The sequence below is a fragment of the Vibrio sp. McD22-P3 genome (genome assembly GCF_021568915.1).
Lineage (GTDB): Bacteria > Pseudomonadota > Gammaproteobacteria > Enterobacterales > Vibrionaceae > Vibrio > Vibrio mediterranei.
Map to the genome: position 1 here is coordinate 157996 of NZ_JAKGTN010000009.1, position 24153 is coordinate 182148.

Genomic DNA, 24153 nt, shown 5'->3' on the forward strand with positions numbered 1-24153 from the left:
ATTTTTACCATCCAAAAAACTCTTTGTGGTGCGTATTCAATAGTAGCACCATAGGCAAAAAGTATAATGCACTCAGCTTAATACCTAAAACAACGAGAGTCCCAATGGTAAGTCTTACCAAAAAGTGATTGTACATAACGAACCTCTACCACCCAACTATTTGACATCCTTGATATATTTTGTCAAAAACTTGAAGAATTCCGTTCTTGAAATAAGAAAAAGTGTTTGTAAAAAAGTGTGACCTATATTCAAGAACTGGTAGTTTACTGATTATTCCTTTTAGGTCAAGTTTTAACCAGCATTAGACTTTAGTCTAATACAGTGGCACGCATTTTTCATGTCTCAAAATGAAGACTTATAAGATGTGGAAGCGATAGTTAGGGCTTTAGATGTTGATTCTTGAGGTATAAAAAAAGCTGCAATCACTTGCAGCTTTTTTTCATTCTAACGTCTATTTTACCACACGAAGACTAGGACGGCCTTTCGGCTTTGGTGGCTCATCATCGCCATCAGGTGAGTTTATTTCAGACTCGGTAACTTCTGGTTCAGATGCAACAGACAAGCCAGAAACAGGTGTTGCCTCAGCTGCCTCTTCTTCCTCAATCGAAAGATAAGCATCTTCTGGCTCAAACATTGTTCCTGCACCATTCTCACGAGCATAAATAGCTTGTACAGAATAGAGAGGCACGATAACCGAGTGTGGTCGGCCACCAAATCGAGCGTGGAAGGTAATCGCTTCATTGCCTAATTCGAGTTGACCTACTGCTCTAGGAGCAATATTCAGGATGATTTGACCATCTTGAATAAACTCTTGAGGAACGCGAACACCAGGCAACATTGCATCGACAACAATGTGTGGCGTTAGATCATTTTCCACCAGCCAATCATAGAATGCACGCAGCATGTATGGTCGGCGAGGTGTCATTTTTTCAATATCCATGGTCACTTAGCGAACCAAACGCATCTCACGTTCAGCTTCAGTCAGTGAAGCAAGGAATGAATCACGTTCAAATACACGATTCATGTAAACTTTGATCTCTTTAGATCCAGGACCAATTAGCTCGATACCCATTTCAGGTAAGCGCCATAATAGTGGTGCTAGGTAGCAATCGATCAAGCTGAATTCTTCACTCATGAAGTATTCGTACTCAGCAAAAATCGGTGCAAGAGTCAGAAGATCATTGCGTAGTTTATTGCGAGCCGCCTCAGATTCTTCTGCAGAACCTTTCATAACTTTCTCCGCAAGCGTGTACCAGTTACGCTCAATACGGTAGATCATTAGTCGGCTATTACCACGTGCAACTGGGTAAACAGGCATAAGTGGTGGATGAGGGAAACGCTCATCAAGATATTCCATAATGATCTTTGAATCGTAAAGGGCTAGCTCACGATCAACCAAAGTAGGAACGGTCTTATATGGGTTTAGCTCAGCAAGCTCAGCAGGGATGTTCATTTCATCCACTAACTCAACTTCAACACTGACACCTTTTTCTGCTAGAACGATTCGAACCTGGTGGCTATATAAATCGGTAGCACTTGAGAAAAGAGTCATCACAGAACGTTTATTGGCAGCTACAGCCATGGAGCCCTCCGGGATACTTACAAAAAAACAATGGAGGCAACGCCTCCATTGTGAACAAATTTGGAATTAGCGCGAGATTATAGCACAATTAGTGAACATCACGCCAATACTCTTTCTTGAGCAACACTACGACAATAGTGAAGATGACTAGGAAACCCATCACCCACCAACCTAGCGCATGACGCTCAAGTTTCACTGGGTCACCAGAGTATTCTAGGAAGTTCACCAAGTCTCGAACGGCATCATCATACTCACTCGAACTCAGTTCACCGCGGCCATCAGTTTCTGTACCAACAACCACTTGGACTTCTTGACCATCAACAACTTGTGTCTCATAGATTGGAGTTGGAATGCCTTGAAGCTCTTCAAGAACGTGTGGCATACCTACGTTCGGGAACGTCACGTTATTCACGCCAAATGGACGGCTTGGGTCCACATAGAATGAACGCAGATAGGTATATAGCCAATCAACACCACGAACACGTGCAACAAGTGTTAGATCAGGTGGCGCAGCACCAAACCAAGCCGCAGCTTGCTTCTGTGGCATTGCATTTACCATCAAATCACCAATCTTCGCTTCTGGGTCGAAAACAAGGTTTTCTTTTGCGAGATCTACTGGGATACCTAAGTCATTCGCGACACGCTCATAACGTTGATATTGCGTCGAGTGACATGCAAAGCAGTAATTCATAAACAGCTTTGCGCCATTTTGAAGTGATGCTTGGTCACTAAGATCGTTGTTTGCTTTATCTAGATGTACATTACCACCAGCAGCTAGCGCTAGAGATGGTAGCAATGCGAAAAGTACTACAATCCACTTTTTCATTTGAAAGTCACCCTCTCTGGTAATGGCTTAGTTTTTTCATTCTTACTGTAGAAATACAACAGAACGAAGAACATGAAGTAACCTAAACTGAAGATCTGAGCCAGCAGCGTATACGTTGGTGTTGCAGGTAGCGCACCAAGAATACCCAAAGCAATGAAGCTGATGGTGAACTGGATGATGTTCAGTAGATGAATCTTACTTCTGTAGCGATAAGAGCGTACTTTACAACGGTCGAACCATGGCAATAGGAATAGGAATACAATCGATAGTCCCATTGCAACAACACCTAGTAACTTGTCCGGTACAGCACGAAGAATCGCGTAGAACGGAGTGAAGTACCATACAGGAGCAATATGCTCAGGCGTTTTCAGAGGGTTTGCCGCTTCAAAGTTAGGTGGCTCAAGGAAATAGCCGCCCATTTCTGGATTGAAGAACAATACATAACAGAACAAGAAGAAGAAGCCTGCGATACCCACCATATCCTTAACGGTTCCATAAGGATGGAATGGAATGGAATCGATGATGTCATATTTCTTGCTGTAGTAATCGTGGAACTTAAACTGCGTCTTATAATCGTCGCCCATTGTCCCTTTCGGTAGCTTAGTCTCAATACCATCAGGGTTGTTCGAACCGACTTCGTGAAGTGCCAAAACGTGTAAAACGATAAGAAGAAGTAGCACGATAGGCAGAGCAATAACATGCAGAGCAAAGAAGCGGTTGAGCGTCGCTCCAGAGATGATGTAATCACCACGAATCCAAAGAGTAAGGTCGTCGCCAATAACAGGAATCGCACCAAATAGTGAGATAATTACCTGAGCACCCCAGTATGACATTTGTCCCCATGGCAATAGATAACCCATGAAAGCTTCTGCCATCAATACTAGGAAGATGAGCATGCCGAATACCCATAGTAACTCACGAGGCTTTTGGTATGAACCATAAATCAAGCCACGGAACATGTGAAGATAGACGACAACAAAGAATGCTGAAGCACCCGTAGAGTGCATATAACGCAGTAGCCAACCGTATTCCACATCACGCATGATGTATTCAACAGATGCAAATGCACCTTCGCCAGAAGGTACGTAGTTCATGGTTAGCCAAATGCCTGTAAGGATTTGGTTAACCAGAACAAGCATGGCTAGAGAGCCAAATAGATACCAAAAGTTGAAGTTCTTTGGCATCGGGTATTCAGATAAATGCTTTTTATAAGCATTCATTGCAGGTATACGTTTTTCTACCCAATCAAGTAACGCTTGCATTATGCATCCCCCTCATCAACACCAATGAGTATTTTCGTGTCACTCAAATACATATGTTTAGGGACCACTAGGTTAAGTGGCGCAGGAACACTCTGGAATACACGTCCCGCCATGTCGAACTTAGAACCGTGGCATGGACAGAAGAATCCAGAACGTACACCTTGAACTTGTTCACTAAAAGTGTCTGGTAGATAAGTAGGTGAACATCCTAGGTGGGTACAGAAACCGACGGCAACAAAATACTCAGGTTTAATTGAGCGGAATTCATTTTGTGCATATTCAGGTTGCTGTTCTTCAACAGATTTAGGATCTCGTAACTGACCATCGATAGTAGTCAGGTTGTCCAAAACTGATTGAGCTCGACGTACGATCCAAACGGGCTTACCCTGCCATTCGACACGGACCATTTGGCCTTCTTCGAGCTTACTGACTTCCACCTCTACAGGGGCACCAGCAGCTTTAGCTTTGGCACTTGGGTTCCAAGATTTAATAAAAGGAACGGCGACTGCAGCTGCCCCCAGACCACCAACAACCGCAGTTGTAGCAGTTAGGAAACGCCTGCGACCGTTATTTAAAGGCGCATTGCTCATCCAACATTTCTCCCATTTGCTCCTTTGGGTCAATACCGAGCGAATCCAAGTTGCTCTTTCATGTTAAATAACCTTACGGGGAACCATTCCTTGGGTTATTTTCCTTGAATTGAACGAGCCAAATCTAGTTTATTATTTTGGCTACTTGAGTCAGCTCAGACATCGATTCCGACCAGCAGAGCATGGCTAACAAAGTACAAATTTTTGTTGTATTTATTTGATAGCAAATGATAAAGAAAACCCTACTTTTTGACAAGATAAAGCTACCTTTTCGTAACATCTATAGCAGGAAATCGCTTGCTAGTTCACAAAAGGGAGGAAAAGGACAGTCTGTTATGAGGAGTTGAGCAATTTTCAGAGGTTAGATAAACGCAATAAACAAAAAAGCCCAGCCATAAGGCTGAGCTTTTTGATCCACAATCCAGTCGAAACTGGAAAGCATAATCTTCTCGATAAGGAGAAAATTAACGCTTAGAGAACTGTGGACGACGACGTGCTTTACGTAGACCAACTTTCTTACGCTCAACGCAACGAGCGTCGCGAGTAACGTAGCCAGCTGCACGTAGAGCAGGACGTAGAGTCTCATCGTATTCCATTAGCGCGCGAGTGATACCGTGACGGATAGCACCTGCTTGACCAGAAATACCGCCACCTTTAACAGTAACGAATAGGTCTAGCTTCTCAGTTAGTTCAGTTAGCTCAAGAGGCTGACGAACTACCATGCAAGAAGTTTCGCGACCGAAGTAAGTTTCTAGATCACGCTTGTTAACTACGATGTTGCCAGTGCCTGGTTTGATGAAAACACGAGCAGCTGAGCTTTTGCGACGGCCAGTGCCGTAGTATTGATTCTCTGCCATTTTCGAAATCCCCGATTAGATGTCTAGTACTTGTGGTTGTTGAGCAACATGGTTGTGCTCAGCGCCAGCGTAAACTTTAAGCTTACGGTACATAGCACGGCCTAGAGGACCACGTGGTAGCATACCTTTAACCGCTAGCTCAAGAGCCATTTCAGGCTTACGATCAATCAACTTTTCGAAAGTGATTGATTTTAGGCCACCTGGGAACTCAGAGTGACGGTAGTAAACTTTGTTTTTAGCCTTGTTACCAGTTACAGTAACTTTCTCCGCGTTTACAACGATGATGTAATCACCAGTGTCAACGTGTGGAGTGTATTCAGCTTTATGTTTGCCACGTAGGCGAGATGCAATTTCACTTGCTAGACGGCCAAGAGTTTTACCTTCAGCGTCTACAACGTACCAGTCGCGTTTTACAGTTTCTGGTTTAGCAACGAAAGTTTTCATGCTAATAATAACCCGTTAATTAAATTTACACTTAAGGAGCTTTCGCTCCCACTGTCTAAGAGCCCATACATCACCCCTTCGAGTGTTGAAACTCTCGGCTATTTGTTTCAAAGAAACTAGCCTGCAGTAACGGTGGGTCGCAGGATTATAGAGAAGCTCGAAGAAAAAATCATCTATTTTTTGGACAAAATTGGCAAAAACCTCAAGCTAAGTGCTCTGATGCCAAATAGTCATGGCTTTGCATTTCCGTTAATCGCGAAATACAGCGCTTAAATTCAAACTCCAGCTGACCTTTAGTATAGATATTCTCAAGGGCTACCTCAGCAGAAATGATAAGTTTTACCCTTCGCTCGTAAAATTCATCAACTAAGGCAATAAAGCGCCTCGCCGCATCATCTAACTTGGCATCCATCTGCTTAACATCAGCCAGCAATACAGTGTGATAAATTCTCGATATCTCGATGTAATCATTTTGGCTGCGCATGGTTTGGCAAAGCTGTGCAAAACTGGCGTAGAGTACATCATCGGCAGAGGTAATCACTTCGATTTCTCGATGATTAATCTCTATTGATTGCTCTTGAACTCGATCCTCTGTTACTAACTGACCAAAATAACGCTTTAGATTGGCATGCGCAGCGGCATCTAACGGGTAATGATAGATCTCTGCCTGTTCTAATGTTCTCAAACGGTAATCAATACCACTATCGACGTTCAGTACATTACAGTTTTTCTGAATCATAGTAATAGCAGGAAGGAACCTTGCTCGCTGCAAACCGTTTCGATATAGGTTTTCTGGAGGAATATTCGACGTCGCTACCAGTACAACACCACGCTTAAATAGAGCTTGCAATAAAGTGGCTAGAATCATGGCATCCGTAATATCAGAAACATAAAACTCATCAAAGCAGATGATTTTCGCTTCAGAAGCAAACGTATCTGCGACCTGCTCTAGAGGGTCTTGCACATCACCTAAGCGCTTTAGCTCATCATGAACTCGATACATAAAACGGTGGAAATGAACTCGCATCTTTTGAGACGTCGGCAGACTGTCGAAAAATGCGTCCATTAAGTAGGTTTTCCCTCGACCTACCCCACCCCAAAAGTATAACCCTTGTGGCGGAGTAGCTTGCTCGGGGGATTTTCCTAGCAGCTTCTGCATCATACTTAACGCAGGGGCTTCGAAGTTCAAATAATCGACGTACTCATGATGCAAACGGTCTAAGGCTTCAACGGCAGCCCTCTGCGCGGGGTCGCTTTGGAAACCATTTGTTTCAATATCATTATTGTATTTTTCTATGGGCGTCATGGATAACTCGCAACACTGATCCAACTGTTATTATTAGCGTATTTTGCTTTATTGGCTTGAATTCTCATAGTAACATGGCTAAACGACGTGTGTAACCGATTGGTAACGCACATGTTAATAAACATTATAAAGGAGCTGTTATGCCTTGGATATATGCCATTGTCGGCTTGCTAGTTGGTGCTATTCTAGGAATTGTGATTTCTCGACTGACTACTCCACAATACAAGAAACAAAAGACCATCCAAAAAGACCTTGAGTCCGCGAAGTTTGCACTGGAGCAACAGCGTCAAGAATTGTCTGATCATTTCGCACAAACCGCTGAAATGCTTGATACATTGGGGAAAGACTACACTAAGCTTTATCAACACATGGCGAAGACCTCTTCGGAGCTGCTGCCAAACCTACCCGAGCAAGATAACCCGTTTGTCAAAAAGATTGCTGAACACAATGTAGAAACGATAAACGATGTTAACACTACAGAAGAACCGCCAAAGGATTACGTTAATGGCGCGACAGGACTTCTTAGAGAAGAGAAGAAGGAAGTGATTGAAGCTCCAGAAGCTGTCTCACAAGAGCCCGTCACCGCTAAAGCTTCGTAACATCCTCATCTATTGGCCAGCAATTACACAAATTGCTGGCTAATTCACCACCCCAAGTGAACTTTATAGAATTCGTTGAGTCATAACCCTTACTGATCCATAGAGGAGTTTTATGATGAAAAAACCATTGCTTGCATTAACTGTTCTATCGTTAAGCTTGAGTTCAATCATCGCCCCACTACCTGCAACCGCTGCTTTACCTTTATCTGTCGATGGCGAACAGCTTCCAAGCCTTGCTCCTATGCTAGAGCAAGTTACGCCCGCAGTTGTTAGTATTGCTGTTGAAGGTACTCAGGTTTCCCGTCAAAGTTTGCCTGAGCAATTCCGTTTTTTCTTCGGCCCTGACTTCCCAACCGAGCAATTACAAGAAAGGCCTTTTAGAGGGTTAGGATCTGGTGTTGTCGTAGATGCGGACAAAGGCTATATCGTTACTAACTATCACGTCATCAATGGCGCAGAAGATATCCGCGTTAAACTTCATGACGGTAAAGAGTACGATGCTGAACTTGTCGGTGGTGATGAAATGTCAGATGTAGCGTTACTAAAAGTTGATGGCGCTAAAAACCTCACAGAAATCAAAATTGCCGACTCAGATCAGCTGCGCGTCGGTGACTTTACGGTAGCAATCGGTAACCCGTTTGGGTTGGGCCAAACTGTTACCTCTGGTATCGTCTCTGCATTGGGTCGTAGTGGACTGAATCTAGAAAATTTTGAGAACTTCATTCAAACCGATGCCGCAATTAACAGTGGTAACTCTGGTGGCGCATTAGTGAACCTGAAAGGTGAACTCATCGGTATCAATACCGCGATCCTTGGCCCTAACGGCGGTAACGTCGGGATAGGCTTCGCAATCCCTTCAAATATGATGAAGAACTTAACCGAACAAATCATCGAGTTTGGCGAAGTAAAACGCGGCATGCTGGGAGTTCAAGGTGGAGAAGTCACTTCGGAACTTGCGGAAGCACTAGGTTACGATTCCAGTAAAGGTGCTTTCGTAAGTCAAGTTGTCCCTGACAGCGCAGCAGATAAAGCTGGACTTGAAGCGGGTGACATCATTGTGTCTGTTAACGGTAAGAAGATCTCGACCTTCAGCGAGCTCCGAGCCAAAGTGGCAACGCTTGGTGCTGGTAAAACAGTTAAGCTCGGCATTATACGTGATGGCAAAGAAAAATCCTTTAATGTCACCCTTACTGAAGCTGCTAAAACCATTACCAAGGCCGATAAACTTCATGAAGGGCTAACAGGCGCGGAATTCGCAAACACTGATAAGAGCGACCCTGTTGAAGGGGTCAAAGTGAAATCGGTAGCGGAAGGGTCTCCAGCTGCTCAATATCAACTTGAGCAAGGCGATATCATTATCGGAGTGAACCGTACTCGAGTGAAGAATGTTGGCGAACTACGTAAGATACTTGAGAAGAAACCTGGCGTTTTAGCTCTCAATATCCAGCGTGATGACCGAAGCATTTACTTAGTTGTACGCTAGAAGCTCACAAAATTGTAAATTCTAAGTGAAAGAGCAGCTCTGATTAGGGCTGCTCTTTTATTATTTAAGTTTTAAATGATATCCTCTGGCTTTATAGCTGTCGTTTCATGTACACGAGTTTTTTAGTTAATATCATGAAATTAACTCGTTTGAGTCGCCTCTCAATACTATGCTTGCAAAGTAGAAGTCATTGAAAGAACACGTTAACGACATCGGTTTTTGCGTTTGAATAGAGGAAATGATGCTGAATTTTCTAATCCGATCGGTATCTATGGGTCTAGTAACCGCACTATTAGTACTATTGGCCGTCCCTTCTCTAAGACAGAACATCATACCTCAAAACTTGACTGCTCAACCTGCAGACAATAGCAGCCTACAGATTTCATTTAACCAAGCTGTGCGTAAAGCCGCTCCTGCGGTTGTGAATATCTACAGTCGACAGTATAAAGAAAATGACCGCACCACTCTATCCACTCAAGGACTGGGATCTGGCGTTATTGTTAGCGACAAGGGCTACATCATTACCAACTATCATGTGGTCGCGAATGCCGACCAAATCATAGTCGCGCTGCAAGATGGCCGAGTGGCAGCAGCACAACTGGTTGGTAAAGATCAACGCACGGATATTGCGGTTCTGCGCATTGAAGGTGGTAACCTACCCGTAATCCCACTCAACCCCAATTATTCCCCTAAAGTTGGCGATGTTGTCTTAGCGATTGGTAACCCTTATAACCTGGGACAAACCACTACTTTTGGTATTATTTCGGCAACAGGACGCTCTTCTATTAGTGCCGGTGGAATTCAAGCGTTCATCCAGACAGATGCAGCGATAAACCAAGGTAATTCAGGTGGCGCTCTAGTCAACACACTTGGTGAGCTAGTTGGCATTAATACGGCTTCTTTCCAACAAGCAACCGACCTTGAAACCTATGGTATTTCTTTTGCAATTCCTTACCAGTTAGCCAGCAAAATCATGGAAAAGATTATTGCCGATGGTCGAGTGATCCGTGGCTATATTGGTATCGATGGGCAGGACATTAACTCGGTAACCGCTCGGTTACTAGGAAATGAACATATTGGCGGTATTATTGTTCTTGGCTTAGACCCCGAAGGCCCAGCGGCAAAAGCAGGAATCAAAGTTCAAGACATCGTCCTCATGATAGATGGCAACAAACTCAATGGACGTCAGGGAGTGCTAGATTTAGTAACAGATCTAAGACCTGGCACCACCGTTGACGTTAAGCTACTTCGTGATGGCAAAGAGCTTACCGTACCTGTTACAGTAGGCGAAGATACTCGCGAGTAAAAGGGATTCGTTTAACGACCAGACTATGGATTAATCCTTTGAACTCAAAAAAATCTCCGAGCGAGCTCGGAGATTTTTTTATTTGGTCGTAAAGTTCGAGTTATTCTTGAACTTCTTCTGAGGCACTCTCACCCGAGTCGACTTCAATGCGCGTGACACGCTGCAATCCACGAGGCAACAAACCACCTCTTCTACCGCGCTCACCACGGAAGTTCTCTAAGTCGGCAGGCTTCAAGCCGAGCTTGCGTTTACCTGCATAGAGCGTGATAGTCGCGCCTTGTGGCAATGCCATGAGATGGGAAACAAACTCTTCTCGGGCTTTCGCTTTGGCGGAAGGAATGTTGATGATCTTGTTCCCTTTACCCTTACCAAGTTGAGGTAAGTCTTTAATCGGGAACAGTAGCATACGCCCTTGGTTAGTGATGGCAAGAATCTCGTCTGACTCTAGGTCACCGATCATTGACGGCGTTATCACTTCAGCTCCTTGTGGAAGCGTGACAAGTGCTTTACCGCTACGGTTCTTAGAAAGCAAATCTGAACCCTTACAAACAAAGCCATAGCCTGCATCAGACCCCACAAGCCATAACTGAGACTCTTCACCCATCACTACTTGGCGAATGTTCGTACCAGCATTAATGTTCAAACGACCAGTAATTGGTTCGCCCTGACTTCTTGCTGATGGCAACGAATGTGACTCAAGCGAATAACTTCGGCCATCACTGCCCAGGAATACCGCAGGCTGGTTGCTCTTACCTCGCGCGCTGGCCAGATACTTATCACCAGCTTTGTAGTTCAAGCTGCTAGCATCCACGTCATGCCCTTTAGCATGACGAATCCAGCCTTTTTCAGACAGTACAACCGTAATTGGTTCACTAGGAACAAGGTCTCGCTCGGTCATTGCTTTTGCTTCTGCACGCTCAACAATTGGCGAGCGGCGGTCATCGCCGTATTTCTCTGCATCCGCTTGAATCTCTTTCTTGAGCAAAGTATTCATGCGACGCTCAGAGCCCAGAAGTTTTTCTAGCTTCTCACGTTCTTTTTCTAATTCTTCTTGCTCGCCACGGATTTTCATTTCCTCAAGCTTAGCAAGATGACGAAGTTTGGTGTCTAAAATAGCATCAGCTTGAATATCTGTGATTCCGAAACGTTCCATAAGCACAGCTTTCGGCTCGTCTTCGGTACGAATGATTTCAATCACTTCATCCAAGTTTAGATACGCGACCAACAAACCTTCTAAGATGTGCAAACGAGCTAGGATTTTATCTAGGCGATATTGAAGGCGTTTACGTACTGTCTCGCGACGGAATTGAATCCATTCAGATAGGATTTGAACCAAACCTTTCACTTGTGGACGATTGTCCAGACCAATCATATTGAGGTTAACTCGGAAGTTCTTCTCAAGATCGGTCGATGCAAACAAGTGGTTCATTAGCTGATTACAATCGATGCGGTTTGAACGTGGCACCACGACAATACGAGTCGGGTTCTCATGGTCTGATTCATCGCGCAGATCATCGACCATAGGTAGCTTCTTAGCACGCATCTGGTTGGCAATTTGCTCTAGCAGTTTTGCGCCCGAAACTTGGTGTGGCAAGGCAGTGATAACAATATCAGAGCCCTCTTTATGCCATACAGCGCGCATCTTCACGCTGCCACGACCGGTACGATAAATTTTCTCTAAGTCAGCACTTGGCGAGATAATTTCCGCTTCCGTTGGATAGTCTGGACCTTTAACAAAGTCCATCACTTGCGGCAAATCGGCTTTAGGATTGTCGATAAGATGAATGGTCGCATCCGCAATTTCACGAACATTATGTGGCGGAATATCGGTTGCCATACCAACGGCAATACCAGTAATACCATTGAGCAAGATATGCGGTAAACGAGCGGGAAGAATCTTTGGCTCCTTCATGGTGCCATCGAAGTTTGGTTGCCATTCAACCGTGCCTTGACCAATTTCACCTAGCAGGACTTCCGCGAACTTAGACAGTTTTGCTTCGGTATAACGCATTGCAGCGAATGACTTAGGATCGTCAGGCGCACCCCAGTTCCCCTGACCATCAACTAAAGGGTAACGGTAGGAAAACGGCTGAGCCATCAATACCATAGCTTCATAACAAGCCGAGTCGCCGTGCGGGTGATATTTACCTAGAACGTCACCAACGGTACGAGCAGACTTTTTGTACTTGGCTGCGGCTGACAAACCAAGTTCTGACATCGCATAAATAATACGACGTTGAACTGGTTTTAGGCCGTCGCCAATATAAGGCAATGCACGATCCATAATGACGTACATTGAATAATTCAAATAGGCGTCTTCGGTGAACTTTCGCAGAGGCAGTTGTTCTACGCCATCAAAAGACATTTCAGTGGACATTGTTATACCTCAGCCATATCACCGTTGTTTTGCAGCCAACTACGGCGATCATCTGCTCGTTTCTTACCTAGCAGCATATCCATCATTTCGTCGGTCGCTTCATCGTCATCAATAGTCAACTGAACCAGACGACGAGTGTTTGGATCCATCGTAGTTTCGCGAAGTTGAAGCGGGTTCATTTCACCCAGACCTTTGAATCGCTGTACATTAATTTTCGCTTTCTTCTTACTTAAGCGCTCAAGAATGCCATCTTTTTCATCATCGTCTAGGGCATAGAACACTTCTTTGCCACAGTCGATACGATACAAAGGAGGCATCGCGACATAGACATGGCCAGCAGCAACGAGAGAACGGAAATGCTTGGTGAACAGAGCACACAACAGTGTCGCAATGTGAAGTCCATCCGAGTCCGCATCGGCAAGGATACAGACTTTACCGTAACGCAACCCGTCAAGATTTTCGGTGTCAGGGTCAATGCCCAGAGCTACCGAGATATCGTGTACTTCTTGCGATGCTAGCACTTGGTCCGCAGACACTTCCCAAGTGTTGAGAATCTTACCACGCAATGGCATCACCGCTTGGAACTCACGGTCACGTGCTTGCTTAGCACTACCACCCGCAGAATCCCCTTCCACAAAGAAGATTTCTGTACGATTTAGATCTTGTTGCGAACAGTCTGTCAGCTTCCCCGGAAGCGCTGGGCCTGAAGCCACCTTCTTACGCACGACCTTTTTGCTCGCTCGCATACGGCGGTGCGCATTGGCAATACAGACTTCCGCTAATTGTTCTGCTAGCTGAGGCTTTTCATTTAGCCATAAGCTGAACGCATCTTTAACGACACCAGATACAAACGCTGCACATTGACGTGAAGAGAGGCGCTCTTTAGTCTGCCCAGCGAATTGCGGGTCTTGCATCTTGATAGAGAGAACGTATGAGCAACGCTCGAACACGTCATCACCAGTTAGCTTCACACCGCGAGGCAATAAATTACGGAACTCACAGAATTCGCGCATTGCGTCAAGCAAACCTTGGCGAAGACCATTAACATGCGTACCACCTTGAGCCGTTGGGATCAAGTTGACGTAGCTTTCGGTGATCATCTCACCGCCTTCTGGCTGCCAAATTACTGCCCACGTTGCCGCTTCAGTTTCTGCGGAAAACTCGCCAGTAAATGGTTGCTCAGGAAGAACCGCATAACCTTTTACGCCTTCTGCCAGATAGTCTTTTAAACCATCCTCATAAAACCACTTATAGTCCTTGTTATTCACCTTATCGGTAAAGGTGATTTCAAGACCTGGGCAAAGCACCGCTTTAGCGCGTAGGTTGTTGATAAGTCTTGTAACAGAGAAGTTAGCCGAATCAAAATAGCTGGCGTCTGGCCAGAAGTGGACACTGGTGCCTTTATTGCGACGACCACATGTGCCAGTCACGGTCAGCTCTTCAACTTTGTTGCCGTTTTCAAAAGCCATTTCATAGACTTGACCATCACGACGGACAGTAACTTCAACACGCTTGGACAGGGCATTTACAACTGAAATACCTACACCATGCAGACCACCAGAGAACTGGTAGTTTTTGTTTGAGAACTTACCACCCGCGTGCAGCTTACAAAAAATCAGCTCTACGCCTGAAATCTTCTCTTCTGGGTGGATATCAACTGGCATGCCTCGACCATCATCGATGACTTCCAAAGATTGGTCTGCGTGCAGAATTACTTGTACCTTAGAGGCATGTCCGGCTAGCGCTTCATCGACACTGTTATCGATGACTTCTTGGCCCAAGTGGTTTGGGCGCACTGTATCCGTATACATCCCTGGTCGGCGACGTACTGGCTCAAGCCCATTGAGTACCTCAATGGCTCCAGCATTATATTGTTCTGTCATAATACGGAAATTTTACTCAAATAAAGATTGATACTTAGCAGCAAAAATAGAGATTGTGGCTTTATACCACGCCTGTTAGAAGACACTTTACTGTCAAAATATGACAAACTTCCAAGGCTTACGCGTAAGTACAGACACATCATACTCTGGCTCTGAGGAAGTGTTGTCAAGTTTCAAGCCAAAGTTGGGGATAAATTTATGACTGTCTCCTCAAGCAGAGACGAAAAAAGCACCACTTTAAAGCGCTAAGAACTCAATTATCCTTTCTGGATAGCGCTCAAAACCTATAAAGCTATGATCTCCATCGGCTTCCACCGTTTGCTTACTGTGCTGATACTTTGCCACGGCTTGACGATAATCTAAGACTTCATCACCTTCTTGTTGCAATAACCAAAAGTCATCAGGTTTTTTAAGCACTGGCACATCTAATCTCTTAAGCTCATCGATATGCTTATGCTCAAGGGTATAACGTTCGTGAGTATAAGGGTTCTCTTGTTCACCGAGAAAATCGAGCAACAACTCATAGGGCTTTACAGCAGGATTCACTAACACCGCTTTCAATCCATAATGAGCATTGAGCCAAGTCGACAAATAACCACCAAGAGAGCTACCAACTAACGCAATATGATAGTCACTGTGATAGCGCTCTATCAATTGCTTCAGTAGTTCAGCGGCTTGCTGAGGAAAACAAGGCATTTGCGGCACTAACACTTTGATATCAGGACGATGCTTCTGGCAGTATTCCGACATTACCTGCGCTTTAAGCGATAGAGGCGAGCTGTTAAAACCATGAATATATAAAAGCAGCGGCTTCTTTTTCGTCATCAGTAGCCTTCCGCGTTAAAGTCAGGTCTAAACGAGCCGTTAGCTAGGCGTTTCACTTCGGTGTGCAAGCGACCATCCTCTCTTAGTTCCAGCTCACGCCAACCCGGAGAGCGGACGTCTAGCGCGAACTCGTTCGAGTTCGGTTTAAACTGCACACAAGTTGAAGGCGTTGCCAGCACACGCACTCCGCCACGCATTTCATCTAGTTCTTGATGAATATGGCCACAAAGTACGGCGCGAACATTGTCATGCTTTTCGACAACGTTCCAAAACTCATCCGCATCTTTTAGCGAGTGTTGATCGAGCCAAGCACTATTTACTAACAATGGATGGTGATGCAGCAATACTAAGGTATGTCTGTCACAATGCGTAGAAAGCATACGGTCTAAAAACTCGAGTTGGCTATCACTCAGTCGACCATGAGGTACTCCCACGACCTGAGAGTCAAGCAGCACTACCTGCCACTTCTCTCCTAGAAGAACATGGGTAACATCTTGAATAAGCGGCGAGTTCACCACGCTATTCATACAAGGTTTGTAATCATGATTGCCTGGCAACCAGTAGCAAGGAAGAGCTAACGGCTCAATTCCCGCAACAAATTTCTCATATGAAGCTTCTGTGTGGTCTTGTGAAATATCACCAGTCGCAAGCAAGGCATCGAATTGCGTGCCTTGTGCAACGATTTCAGCCACAACAGCATTAAAACTTTCTTGGGTATTAACACTCAGTAGGCAGCCATCTTGCGGCGCAAATAGATGCGTGTCGGTCAATTGCAGCAACCTGACGCTACTTAACTGAGATTCATCACTGGGTGTTGTTTTCAAAATATAGAAACCTGAACATCAAATTCTTTCAGCTTCGATACATAATCGGAGCTCGACTAATTCCATTTTTTAAGCAAAAAGTTAGCCAATCACTTAGAAATTGATTGAACTGAAATTTTTCATCTTTTTGCAGCATTTTGGCGTTGGGATAATCATAACGCGCATTTACTCGCGAAGTTTGCTCACAGTTGCAAACTTCTGCGACCCTAGCATCGTGATAGAGTCGTACCGTCATTTTAGGCAATGGAAAAACAGGAAGCTCATCATCTTGGCAAATTTCGACCAATGTTGTGTACTTCGTCACTTCTAGAACTTCCAATTGATAGGTCAAATTTGCCGCTTGGTAGCAACGGACATCTCCAACCGTCGGTGTTGTTGGAATCAAGCGATTCAATTTAGCGTAATTCGTTTCATAGATCCGCATTAGCTCCGCAAGATCAACATGATACGTATTACTATCGACAACGCCTACCATAGAAAATTCCTACCAACTTGCCTGTAATTTGCGGTAATTAAGCTCTAACCATTGCAATGCAATGATCGAAGCTCCATTTTCAATTTCTCCGCTTTCTACCATCTGATACGCCGCTTCACGAGACACAACGCGAACTCGTATATCCTCTCCCTCTGTCTCCAGGCCATGGACTCCACTAGCGAGTGATGCGTCAACATGCCCGACAAATACAGAGATGCGTTCTGAACATCCACCAGAGGAAGGGTAGTAGCGAGTGATGGGGACTAATGCCTTAACTTCTACTCCAGCTTCTTCTACCGATTCACGACGGACCAGTTCTTCAATCGTTTCATCTTTGTCAACGATGCCTGCGACGATCTCAACCTGCCATGGGTTTTCATGTTCAAGGGCACCAACTCGGATTTGCTCAATTAGCACTACCTCGTCACGAACAGGATCATAAGGCAGCATCGCAGCAGCCCCACCGCGAACTAACATTTCTCTGTCAATTACGGAACTCCAACCGCCTTCAAACAGTCTATGCTTGAAGCGATATAGAACCATTTCGAAGAACCCTTTGAACACCGTTTGTTTTGACATTATTTCTACATCGTCAGATGTAAACTTATCATGCTGTTGTAAAGAGTCTTTCATCACTGACCTCTGGCTGAAGTTAATCTTATAGTCTACTCAAGGAAAGGGGGTTCTACCAACGACAAGGTTCAACTTTTTACGCAATAATTCAAATAAAATTTGCTTTTGGTTAATTATTTGTCGCAATTTTAGGTGAGCTTGCGTAAAAAAGTGCAAAGTTTCGAGTGAATTACGGTCATTTTAAGTTAAACTGTGAATCATACCCTTATCAGTATTATCAGGCAGGATTAGGACAAATGAAAAAACTGCTTCCATTATTTATCACAGCTGCATTAGGAAGCGTAAGTGCAGCGGCATGGGCCGACTCCCTAACGGAAATCTACGATCAAGCTAAACAAAATGATCCTCAGCTACTAAGAGCTGCGGCACAACGTGATCGTGCATTTGAAGCCATTAACTCTGCTCGTGCGACTCTGTTGCCACAAATTAACTTAACGGCTGGCTATAACGCAGTAAGAAGCGATATCGATACTGCCGATAGTGACAAACTGAGTGCTGGTGTTGGGTTCTCACAAGAGCTTTATAACCGTACTAGTTGGATCACTCTAGACAGTGCTGAGAAAACGGCTCGTCAAGCAGATTCACAATACGCTGCAGCGCAACAAGACCTAATCCTACGTACTGCACAAGCTTACTTCGAAGTACTACGTTCAAAAGATAACCTTGAATCGGTTCGCGCTAACAAAGCGGCGGTTGCTCGTCAGCTAGAGCAAACTAAGCAACGTTTCGAGGTAGGTCTTTCAGCGATTACTGACGTTCACGATGCACAAGCACAATACGACCGAGTGTTGGCTGATGAAGTTGTTGCAGAAAACAACTTACTTAACCAATATGAAGCGCTTCGCGAAATTACAGGTCAAGAGCACAAGAACATCGATGTTCTTGATACCGACCGCTTCTCAGCAGCACGTCCAGAGCAATCCGTGACTTTCTTCCTCGAAGAAGCCCAGAATAAGAACCTAGATTTACTTTCTGCGCGTATCGGTCAAGACATTGCTAAAGACAACATCACGTTAGCAAGTTCTGGTCACCTTCCAAAACTAACATTGGATGGTGGTTACAACTACGGCAACGAACGTAACAATAACAATGTAGCTAGCCAGTTTGATGGAAGTAACGCTTTCAATGCAGGTATTAACCTATCAGTGCCTCTATACACGGGTGGCAACATTACCTCGCAAACCAAACAAGCAGAGTTCGCGTACGTCGAAGCAAGTGAACAGCTAGAGCAAACTTACCGCTCAGTTGTGAAGAATGTTCGTGCAAATAACAACAATATCAACTCTTCTATTGGTGCTATTCGCGCTTATGAGCAAACGGTGATTTCTGCTGAGTCTGCACTAGAAGCCACTAAAGCTGGTTTTGATGTTGGTACTCGTACTATCGTTGACGTGTTAGAAGCGACTCAGGCACTTTATAACGCCGAGAGCAACCTTTCTGATTCTCGCTACGACTACATCATTAGTATTCTGAACCTACGTCAATCGGTAGGTACATTAAGCGAGCAAGATATCGTTGATATCAATGCAGGCCTTAAGAAAGCGAAGTAATTGCTAACGGAAATAAAAAGGGACGCGGATGCGTCCCTTTTTATTTGTTTATGCTGACGGAAGGATTAACCTCGGCCACCTTTGATAGCTTCAATGATCTCGGTCGTTGAACAGCCATCTTCAAAGTTCAGTACTTTTACTTCACCACCAGCCGCGATTACCTCTTTACCACCTGCAATCTCTTCTGGCTTATAGTCACCGCCTTTAACAAGCAGACTTGGTAGCACTTCTGAGATCAAGCGTTGTGGCGTTTCTTCAGAGAATGGTACAACCCAATCAACAGCCCCTAGACCAGCAAGAACAGCCATACGGCGATCAGTTGGATTAACCGGACGACCTGGTCCTTTTAACGCTCGAACAGATTCATCTGTGTTCACAGCAACAATTAAGCGATCACCCAGTTCAGCAGCGTGGTTTAGATAAGACACATGTCCTGCGTGAAGAATGTCAAAGCAACCATTCGTCATCACGACGGTTTCACCTTTAGAGCGCGCTTTCGCTACCGCTTCAATCAACGCAGCTTCACTAATCACACCGAAATCAGTATCTTGACTACCGTGAACCGCTTCAGCAAGTTCAATAGTAGATAGTGTTGATGTACCAAGCTTACCAACAACCACTCCAGCTGCTGCATTAGCCAACGCACACGCCTCATCAAGCGGTTTACCTGCTGCTACTGATGCAGCCAATACAGAGATAACCGTATCCCCCGCACCAGTAACGTCATACACTTCTTTCGCTTGTGTTGGTAAATGGAACGGCTCCTGATCTTTACGAAGTAAAGTCATACCATGCTCACTACGTGTCACCAATAATGCTTCAAAGTCGAACTCTTTAATTAGCGCATTACCTTTCTCGATAAGCTCTTCTTCGCTTTTCACTTTGCCTACAACATGCTCAAATTCCGCCATGTTTGGTGTTAGCAATGTTGCGCCGCGATAGCGTTCGAAATCAGCCCCTTTAGGGTCGATAAATACAGGAACACCTGCGGCTTTCGCTTTCTGGATATACGCTTGAACATGCTCTAGTGCACCTTTGGCATAATCGGATAGCACCACAGACTTCACGTTTGGTAACGCTTGATCCATCTTTGCGAGTACAAGCTCAGGATCGGTATTCTCGAACTTATCTTCAAAGTCCAAACGAATCAGTTGCTGCCCTCGGCTCAAAACACGAAGTTTGGTGATAGTTGGGTAGTTAGGTAATGCAACAAAATCACAAGTTACTTTCAACGACGTCAGTGTTTCAGTCAGTACTTTTGCTGGTTCATCCATACCAACAAGTCCAATAGTATGTGCATGACCACCTAGCGAAGCGATATTCATAGCAACGTTGGCAGCGCCGCCTGGACGTTCTTCGTTATTTTCTACTTTTACTACAGGAACTGGGGCTTCTGGAGAAATACGCCCTGTCGGACCATACCAGTAACGGTCTAACATAAGGTCACCGACAATCAATACGCCAGAGTCGCTGTAATTCGGTAGGATGGGTTTCATTTCTGTACTCCAATATGATGTAAGAGGGCTTAATTATGCCCTCTTGTCTTAAATCTTTTGGCTAAGCCATTGAATGGATAGTAGCACAACTCTTCGTTTCAATACCAAGCTGAAGCAAGAATTACCCTAGCCACTGTTTCCATGCTTCAACGACGATGGCTTTCTCTTGAGTAAACTTACTATCGTCAACATCCGCGTCTAAGTTGAGTAAGTTACGATGATGAATTTCATCACGCAATGTGGTGTAGGCTTGAGTGAGTGCCATCGCTTGCTCTTCTTCCATCACACCTTGTGACATCATTGACTCAAATATACGCACATTATCCGACCAGCGTGTCAGCTTTGGCTTGTCATGACTGTATTGCAACACCAAATACTGGGCTAAAAATTCAATATCAGTAATGCCCCCAGCATCTTGTTTAAGCATAAATCGACCCGCTTTTTTGCCACCTAAATGGTCGCGCATTTTTTCTCGCATATCGACCACTTGCTGTTTCAATGTCAGTTCATCACGAGCGGTCCGAAGGACTTCATCGCGGGTGTTTTCAAATGCGTGTTGCAGAGGTGCATCACCGTATATCATACGTGCTCTGACCAAAGCTTGATGCTCCCACGTCCAAGCATCATTATGCTGGTATTCATCAAAGGCGTCAGTCGGACTCACTAACAGTCCAGACGCGCCGGAAGGACGCAGTCTAGTATCCACTTCATACAGAATTCCCGATGCTGTTCTGGTTGAGAATATGTGGATAATGCGCTGTGCTAAACGAAGATAGAACTGACGACCGTCGATATCCTTTTTTCCGTCGGTGTACGCGCTTACCGGACAATCATGCATAAACACAATATCCAGATCAGAGTTGTAACCTAGCTCCCAACCCCCTACTTTACCGTAGCCAATCACCGCAAAACCTTTGCTGCCACGATCTTTCAAGTGTGTTGGTTCACCATATTTAGCCGCCATTTGCTGCCAAGCTTGGTTTATGCCCGCCTCTACAATAGCTTCAGCCAAATACGTTAAATGATCACTTACTTTCATAACGGGCAGTACGCCTGCAATATCGGCGGCCGCTATTCTCAGAATACAGGTCTGTTTAAACTGACGCAGCGCCTCCATCTGCTGTTCCATATCCTCTTCTGGAATACGAGCTAGATAATCCCGTAGTTCGGTCTTATAGGACTCAAGAGGTACTGGGTTGTAGAGATGCGCAGGATCAAGCAACTCATCAAGCAAGATCGGATAACGTCCAAGCTGTTCCGAGATCATTGGACTTGCCGTACAGAGCCTCACTAACTGCACAAGTGCGGCTGGGTGCTCATCCAATAGCTCAAGGTAAGTCGTTCGAGTCACAATACGATGCAGAACATGCAGCACTCGCGATAAACCAAACTCTGCATCTTTATGGGCATAAATGGCACTAAAGACTTTAGGCATCAATCGATTAAGTACTTCACGCCCACGAGGGCCTAGTGTTTTCTTGGCAAGATCCGCTTTAAACTGCTGAATGGTTTTCTGTTTGTCGGCTGGATTCTCCACATGAAGATCATGCTCTAGCAAGTGCTCGATCACTTCTGGTCGATCCGCCATATCCCATAACTCATGGAAGTGCTTAGCGATTGGGTTCGCGTCTTCTTCGTCCTCATCTTCGCCAATCAAGTTAGCAAACACCTGATGTACATTTAGCATATGCAACTCAGTTGCCTGAACCATAGCAGACCAGCTTTCAAATTGCATCGCACACGCTAATTTGAGCTGGTCGCATGGCTTATCAGGTAGTGTCTGAGTCTGCTTATCGGCCATGGCTTGCAATAGGTTTTCCAACCGACGCAAGAAACAATAAGCCGAACGCAGCTGCTGGACATTTTCTGACTCTAGTAGAGACAGAGTGTCGATTGCATCAAGCGTTTCCAGTAACCCTCGACCTCGTAAACTCGGTTCACGTCCTCCACGAATAAGCTGAAACACTTGAGCGATAAATTCCACTTCACGAATACCGCCTGGACCGAGCTTGATGTTGTTTCCTAACCCTCGTCTGCGAACTTCGCTACTGATCATCGATTTCATGCGCCTTAATGACTGAATGGCACTAAAATCGATATAACGGCGGAACACAAAAGGGCGCAGCATTTTACGCAGCTCTTGGTATTGTGGATACATCTCACTGCCCATTACACGCGCTTTCACCATCGCATAACGTTCCCAATCACGGCCTTGCTCTTGATAGTAATCTTCCAGTGCCGCATAACTCATCACCAATGGTCCGCTCTCACCAAATGGGCGTAATCTCATATCCACTCGGTAACAAAAGCCATCAAACGTCTGCTGATCAAGTGCTTTGATGATGCGCTGCCCTAGGCGTGTAAAGAATTGAGCATTAGCAATTGAGCGACGCGTCCCCTGTGTTTCGCCGTTTTCTGGATAAGTGAAAATGAGATCGATATCCGATGAGAAATTCAGCTCACCGCCACCGAGCTTCCCCATACCGATAATCAACATTGGCTGCGCTTCACCCTCTGCATTACAAGGTGTGCCCCATTCCAAGCAGCACGCTTTATATTGCCATTGATAAGTCTCAAAGATCATCGCTTCAGCTAGCATGGAAAGATGGTGCAGGCTTTGTTCTAGACTCCAGTCACTAGTAAAATCGCGCCACGCGATATATGTCATTTCACGATTTCGGAATCGACGTAGAACACGATGACCTTCCGTTTCGCTACCACAAGACTCAAGTTGAATAGCCAATCGCACTCGATAATCCTCAGCTCTGCTCTGCTGCGATAGCATGTCAGGTAGATCCGCGAACAGCCCTTCATCTTTCAATAGTGACTCTTCCACAAAACAGCTCATCGCCATGACATACTTTAGCTGTTGTTGTCGCTCTGGAGTCCAATGGGATAGGTCAGAATAGGCTTGTTGAATTCGCTCAAACGCTGATTGAGCATCGTGTTGTAATTCGGCAGGCAGTTGCATTTGTCGTCCTTGTCTCGACTGAAACAAAAAGTGGCAGCTACCGCTACCACTTCATTGATCACATATCAGTGTATTACGCTAGAATCTTGCTCTAGCTTCTAAGGCCAATACCCTTAGTCACCAAATGATGGGCTACTCCATAAAGTACCACGATAAACACCAAGAGTACGCCAAAAGATGTCACAATCCCTACATCCGACACACCTAAGAAACCGTAACGGAAAGCATTGACCATATAAACGATTGGATTGATTTTGGATACACCTTGCCAGAACTCAGGAAGCAGGCTAATGGAATAAAACACACCGCCTAGATATGTCAGCGGTGTCAAAACAAAAGTGGGAATAATCGATATATCATCAAAGGTCTTGGCATACACCGCATTAATAAGACCACCGAGTGAGAACACCACCGACGTCATAAACACAGTCGCGATAATTACTGCCCAATGTTCAACTTGTAAATCAACAAAAAACAGTGAGACAAAAGTCACTATCGTGCCAACCAATAAGCCACGTACAACACCGCCCATGACAAAACCAGCAATGATGACGTAATTGGGAACAGGTGCGACAAGAAGCTCTTCAATATTGCGCTGAAATTTGGCACTAAAGAAGGACGAAGCAACATTCGAATACGAGTTAGTAATCACCGACATCATGATAAGGCCAGGAACAATATATTCCATGTAACTGAAGCCGTTCATTTCACCGATTCGAGAACCAATCAGACTACCGAAGATGATGAAGTAAAGTGTCATGGTAATCGCTGGCGGTACTAGGGTTTGTACCCAAATTCGAGTAAAGCGATTAATTTCTTTCGTTAGAAGGCTTTTAAATGCCGTCCAATACAAACCGTACAAAT

Annotated in this window: 21 protein-coding genes; 4 read left to right on the top strand and 17 right to left on the bottom strand. The window is 44.9% G+C overall.

The window, feature by feature from the left end:
* Positions 1 to 451: 451 nt before the first annotated feature.
* The 8 genes from sspB to zapE form a co-directional block, all read right to left on the bottom strand.
* The gene (gene sspB / locus L2W36_RS12535) at positions 452 to 940 is read right to left on the bottom strand and encodes a ClpXP protease specificity-enhancing factor (protein WP_236110188.1); all 489 of its coding nucleotides are present in this window, start codon (positions 938 to 940) and stop codon (positions 452 to 454) included.
* A gap of 6 nt (positions 941 to 946) precedes the next feature.
* Positions 947 to 1582, bottom strand: a complete 636-nt coding sequence (sspA, locus tag L2W36_RS12540) for a stringent starvation protein SspA (protein WP_006075657.1) — start codon at positions 1580 to 1582, stop codon at positions 947 to 949.
* Between the two features lie 88 nt (positions 1583 to 1670).
* Positions 1671 to 2408: a cytochrome c1 gene (locus L2W36_RS12545; protein WP_006075656.1), complete on the bottom strand. Its 738-nt coding sequence runs from the start codon at positions 2406 to 2408 to the stop codon at positions 1671 to 1673.
* Positions 2405 to 3670, bottom strand: a complete 1266-nt coding sequence (locus L2W36_RS12550) for a cytochrome b (RefSeq protein WP_006075655.1) — start codon at positions 3668 to 3670, stop codon at positions 2405 to 2407. The genes L2W36_RS12545 and L2W36_RS12550 overlap by 4 nt, the downstream gene beginning before the upstream one ends.
* Complete coding sequence (gene petA / locus L2W36_RS12555) at positions 3670 to 4260, bottom strand: ubiquinol-cytochrome c reductase iron-sulfur subunit (protein ID WP_038224352.1); 591 nt, start codon at positions 4258 to 4260, stop codon at positions 3670 to 3672. The genes L2W36_RS12550 and petA overlap by 1 nt, the downstream gene beginning before the upstream one ends.
* Before the next feature lie 464 nt (positions 4261 to 4724).
* On the bottom strand, positions 4725 to 5117 hold the full coding sequence (gene rpsI, locus L2W36_RS12560; protein WP_006075740.1) for a 30S ribosomal protein S9: 393 nt from the start codon (positions 5115 to 5117) through the stop codon (positions 4725 to 4727).
* A 15-nt stretch (positions 5118 to 5132) separates the two neighbouring features.
* Entirely contained in the window at positions 5133 to 5561 is a 429-nt protein-coding gene (gene rplM, locus L2W36_RS12565; protein ID WP_006075739.1) for a 50S ribosomal protein L13, read from the bottom strand.
* A gap of 202 nt (positions 5562 to 5763) precedes the next feature.
* Positions 5764 to 6867, bottom strand: coding sequence for a cell division protein ZapE (zapE, locus tag L2W36_RS12570; protein ID WP_107307031.1), 1104 nt, complete (start codon positions 6865 to 6867; stop codon positions 5764 to 5766).
* A gap of 140 nt (positions 6868 to 7007) precedes the next feature.
* Here zapE and zapG point away from each other — a divergent pair, with 140 nt between their 5' ends.
* The 3 genes from zapG (at position 7008) to degS (ending at position 10255) form a co-directional block, all read left to right on the top strand.
* Positions 7008 to 7466, top strand: coding sequence for a Z-ring associated protein ZapG (gene zapG, locus L2W36_RS12575; RefSeq protein WP_038224349.1), 459 nt, complete (start codon positions 7008 to 7010; stop codon positions 7464 to 7466).
* A gap of 115 nt (positions 7467 to 7581) precedes the next feature.
* A complete protein-coding gene (locus tag L2W36_RS12580; protein WP_006074467.1) occupies positions 7582 to 8949 on the top strand; it encodes a Do family serine endopeptidase in 1368 nt (455 codons plus the stop codon).
* A gap of 241 nt (positions 8950 to 9190) precedes the next feature.
* Positions 9191 to 10255: an outer membrane-stress sensor serine endopeptidase DegS gene (gene degS, locus L2W36_RS12585; RefSeq protein WP_038222997.1), complete on the top strand. Its 1065-nt coding sequence runs from the start codon at positions 9191 to 9193 to the stop codon at positions 10253 to 10255.
* A 100-nt stretch (positions 10256 to 10355) separates the two neighbouring features.
* Here degS and parC read toward each other — a convergent pair whose 3' ends face one another.
* From parC to nudF, 6 genes are all read right to left on the bottom strand, one after another.
* Complete coding sequence (gene parC, locus L2W36_RS12590) at positions 10356 to 12632, bottom strand: DNA topoisomerase IV subunit A (protein WP_236110189.1); 2277 nt, start codon at positions 12630 to 12632, stop codon at positions 10356 to 10358.
* A 2-nt stretch (positions 12633 to 12634) separates the two neighbouring features.
* Entirely contained in the window at positions 12635 to 14515 is a 1881-nt protein-coding gene (gene parE, locus L2W36_RS12595; RefSeq protein ID WP_038224343.1) for a DNA topoisomerase IV subunit B, read from the bottom strand.
* A gap of 237 nt (positions 14516 to 14752) precedes the next feature.
* Positions 14753 to 15340, bottom strand: a complete 588-nt coding sequence (yqiA, locus tag L2W36_RS12600; protein WP_236110190.1) for an esterase YqiA — start codon at positions 15338 to 15340, stop codon at positions 14753 to 14755.
* Complete coding sequence (gene cpdA / locus L2W36_RS12605) at positions 15340 to 16164, bottom strand: 3',5'-cyclic-AMP phosphodiesterase (RefSeq protein WP_171392217.1); 825 nt, start codon at positions 16162 to 16164, stop codon at positions 15340 to 15342. Before cpdA ends, yqiA begins: the two co-directional genes overlap by 1 nt.
* A gap of 28 nt (positions 16165 to 16192) precedes the next feature.
* Positions 16193 to 16639 carry a DUF1249 family protein gene (locus tag L2W36_RS12610; RefSeq protein WP_006074454.1) on the bottom strand — a complete coding sequence of 149 codons (447 nt, stop codon included), beginning with the start codon at positions 16637 to 16639 and terminating at the stop codon, positions 16193 to 16195.
* Between the two features lie 9 nt (positions 16640 to 16648).
* The gene (gene nudF, locus L2W36_RS12615) at positions 16649 to 17272 is read right to left on the bottom strand and encodes an ADP-ribose diphosphatase (RefSeq protein ID WP_124940283.1); all 624 of its coding nucleotides are present in this window, start codon (positions 17270 to 17272) and stop codon (positions 16649 to 16651) included.
* A gap of 236 nt (positions 17273 to 17508) precedes the next feature.
* Here nudF and tolC point away from each other — a divergent pair, with 236 nt between their 5' ends.
* Entirely contained in the window at positions 17509 to 18822 is a 1314-nt protein-coding gene (gene tolC / locus L2W36_RS12620; protein WP_038224336.1) for an outer membrane channel protein TolC, read from the top strand.
* Between the two features lie 65 nt (positions 18823 to 18887).
* On the opposite strand, the gene hldE is transcribed toward tolC, so the two are convergent.
* The 3 genes from hldE to L2W36_RS12635 all read right to left on the bottom strand — a co-directional run bounded on the left by hldE (position 18888) and on the right by L2W36_RS12635 (position 24151).
* Entirely contained in the window at positions 18888 to 20318 is a 1431-nt protein-coding gene (gene hldE / locus L2W36_RS12625) for a bifunctional D-glycero-beta-D-manno-heptose-7-phosphate kinase/D-glycero-beta-D-manno-heptose 1-phosphate adenylyltransferase HldE (RefSeq protein ID WP_006074448.1), read from the bottom strand.
* A gap of 121 nt (positions 20319 to 20439) precedes the next feature.
* Positions 20440 to 23289, bottom strand: a complete 2850-nt coding sequence (gene glnE / locus L2W36_RS12630) for a bifunctional [glutamate--ammonia ligase]-adenylyl-L-tyrosine phosphorylase/[glutamate--ammonia-ligase] adenylyltransferase (RefSeq protein ID WP_124940284.1) — start codon at positions 23287 to 23289, stop codon at positions 20440 to 20442.
* A 91-nt stretch (positions 23290 to 23380) separates the two neighbouring features.
* On the bottom strand, positions 23381 to 24151 hold the full coding sequence (locus L2W36_RS12635) for an ABC transporter permease (protein ID WP_006074443.1): 771 nt from the start codon (positions 24149 to 24151) through the stop codon (positions 23381 to 23383).
* Positions 24152 to 24153 lie beyond the last annotated feature (2 nt).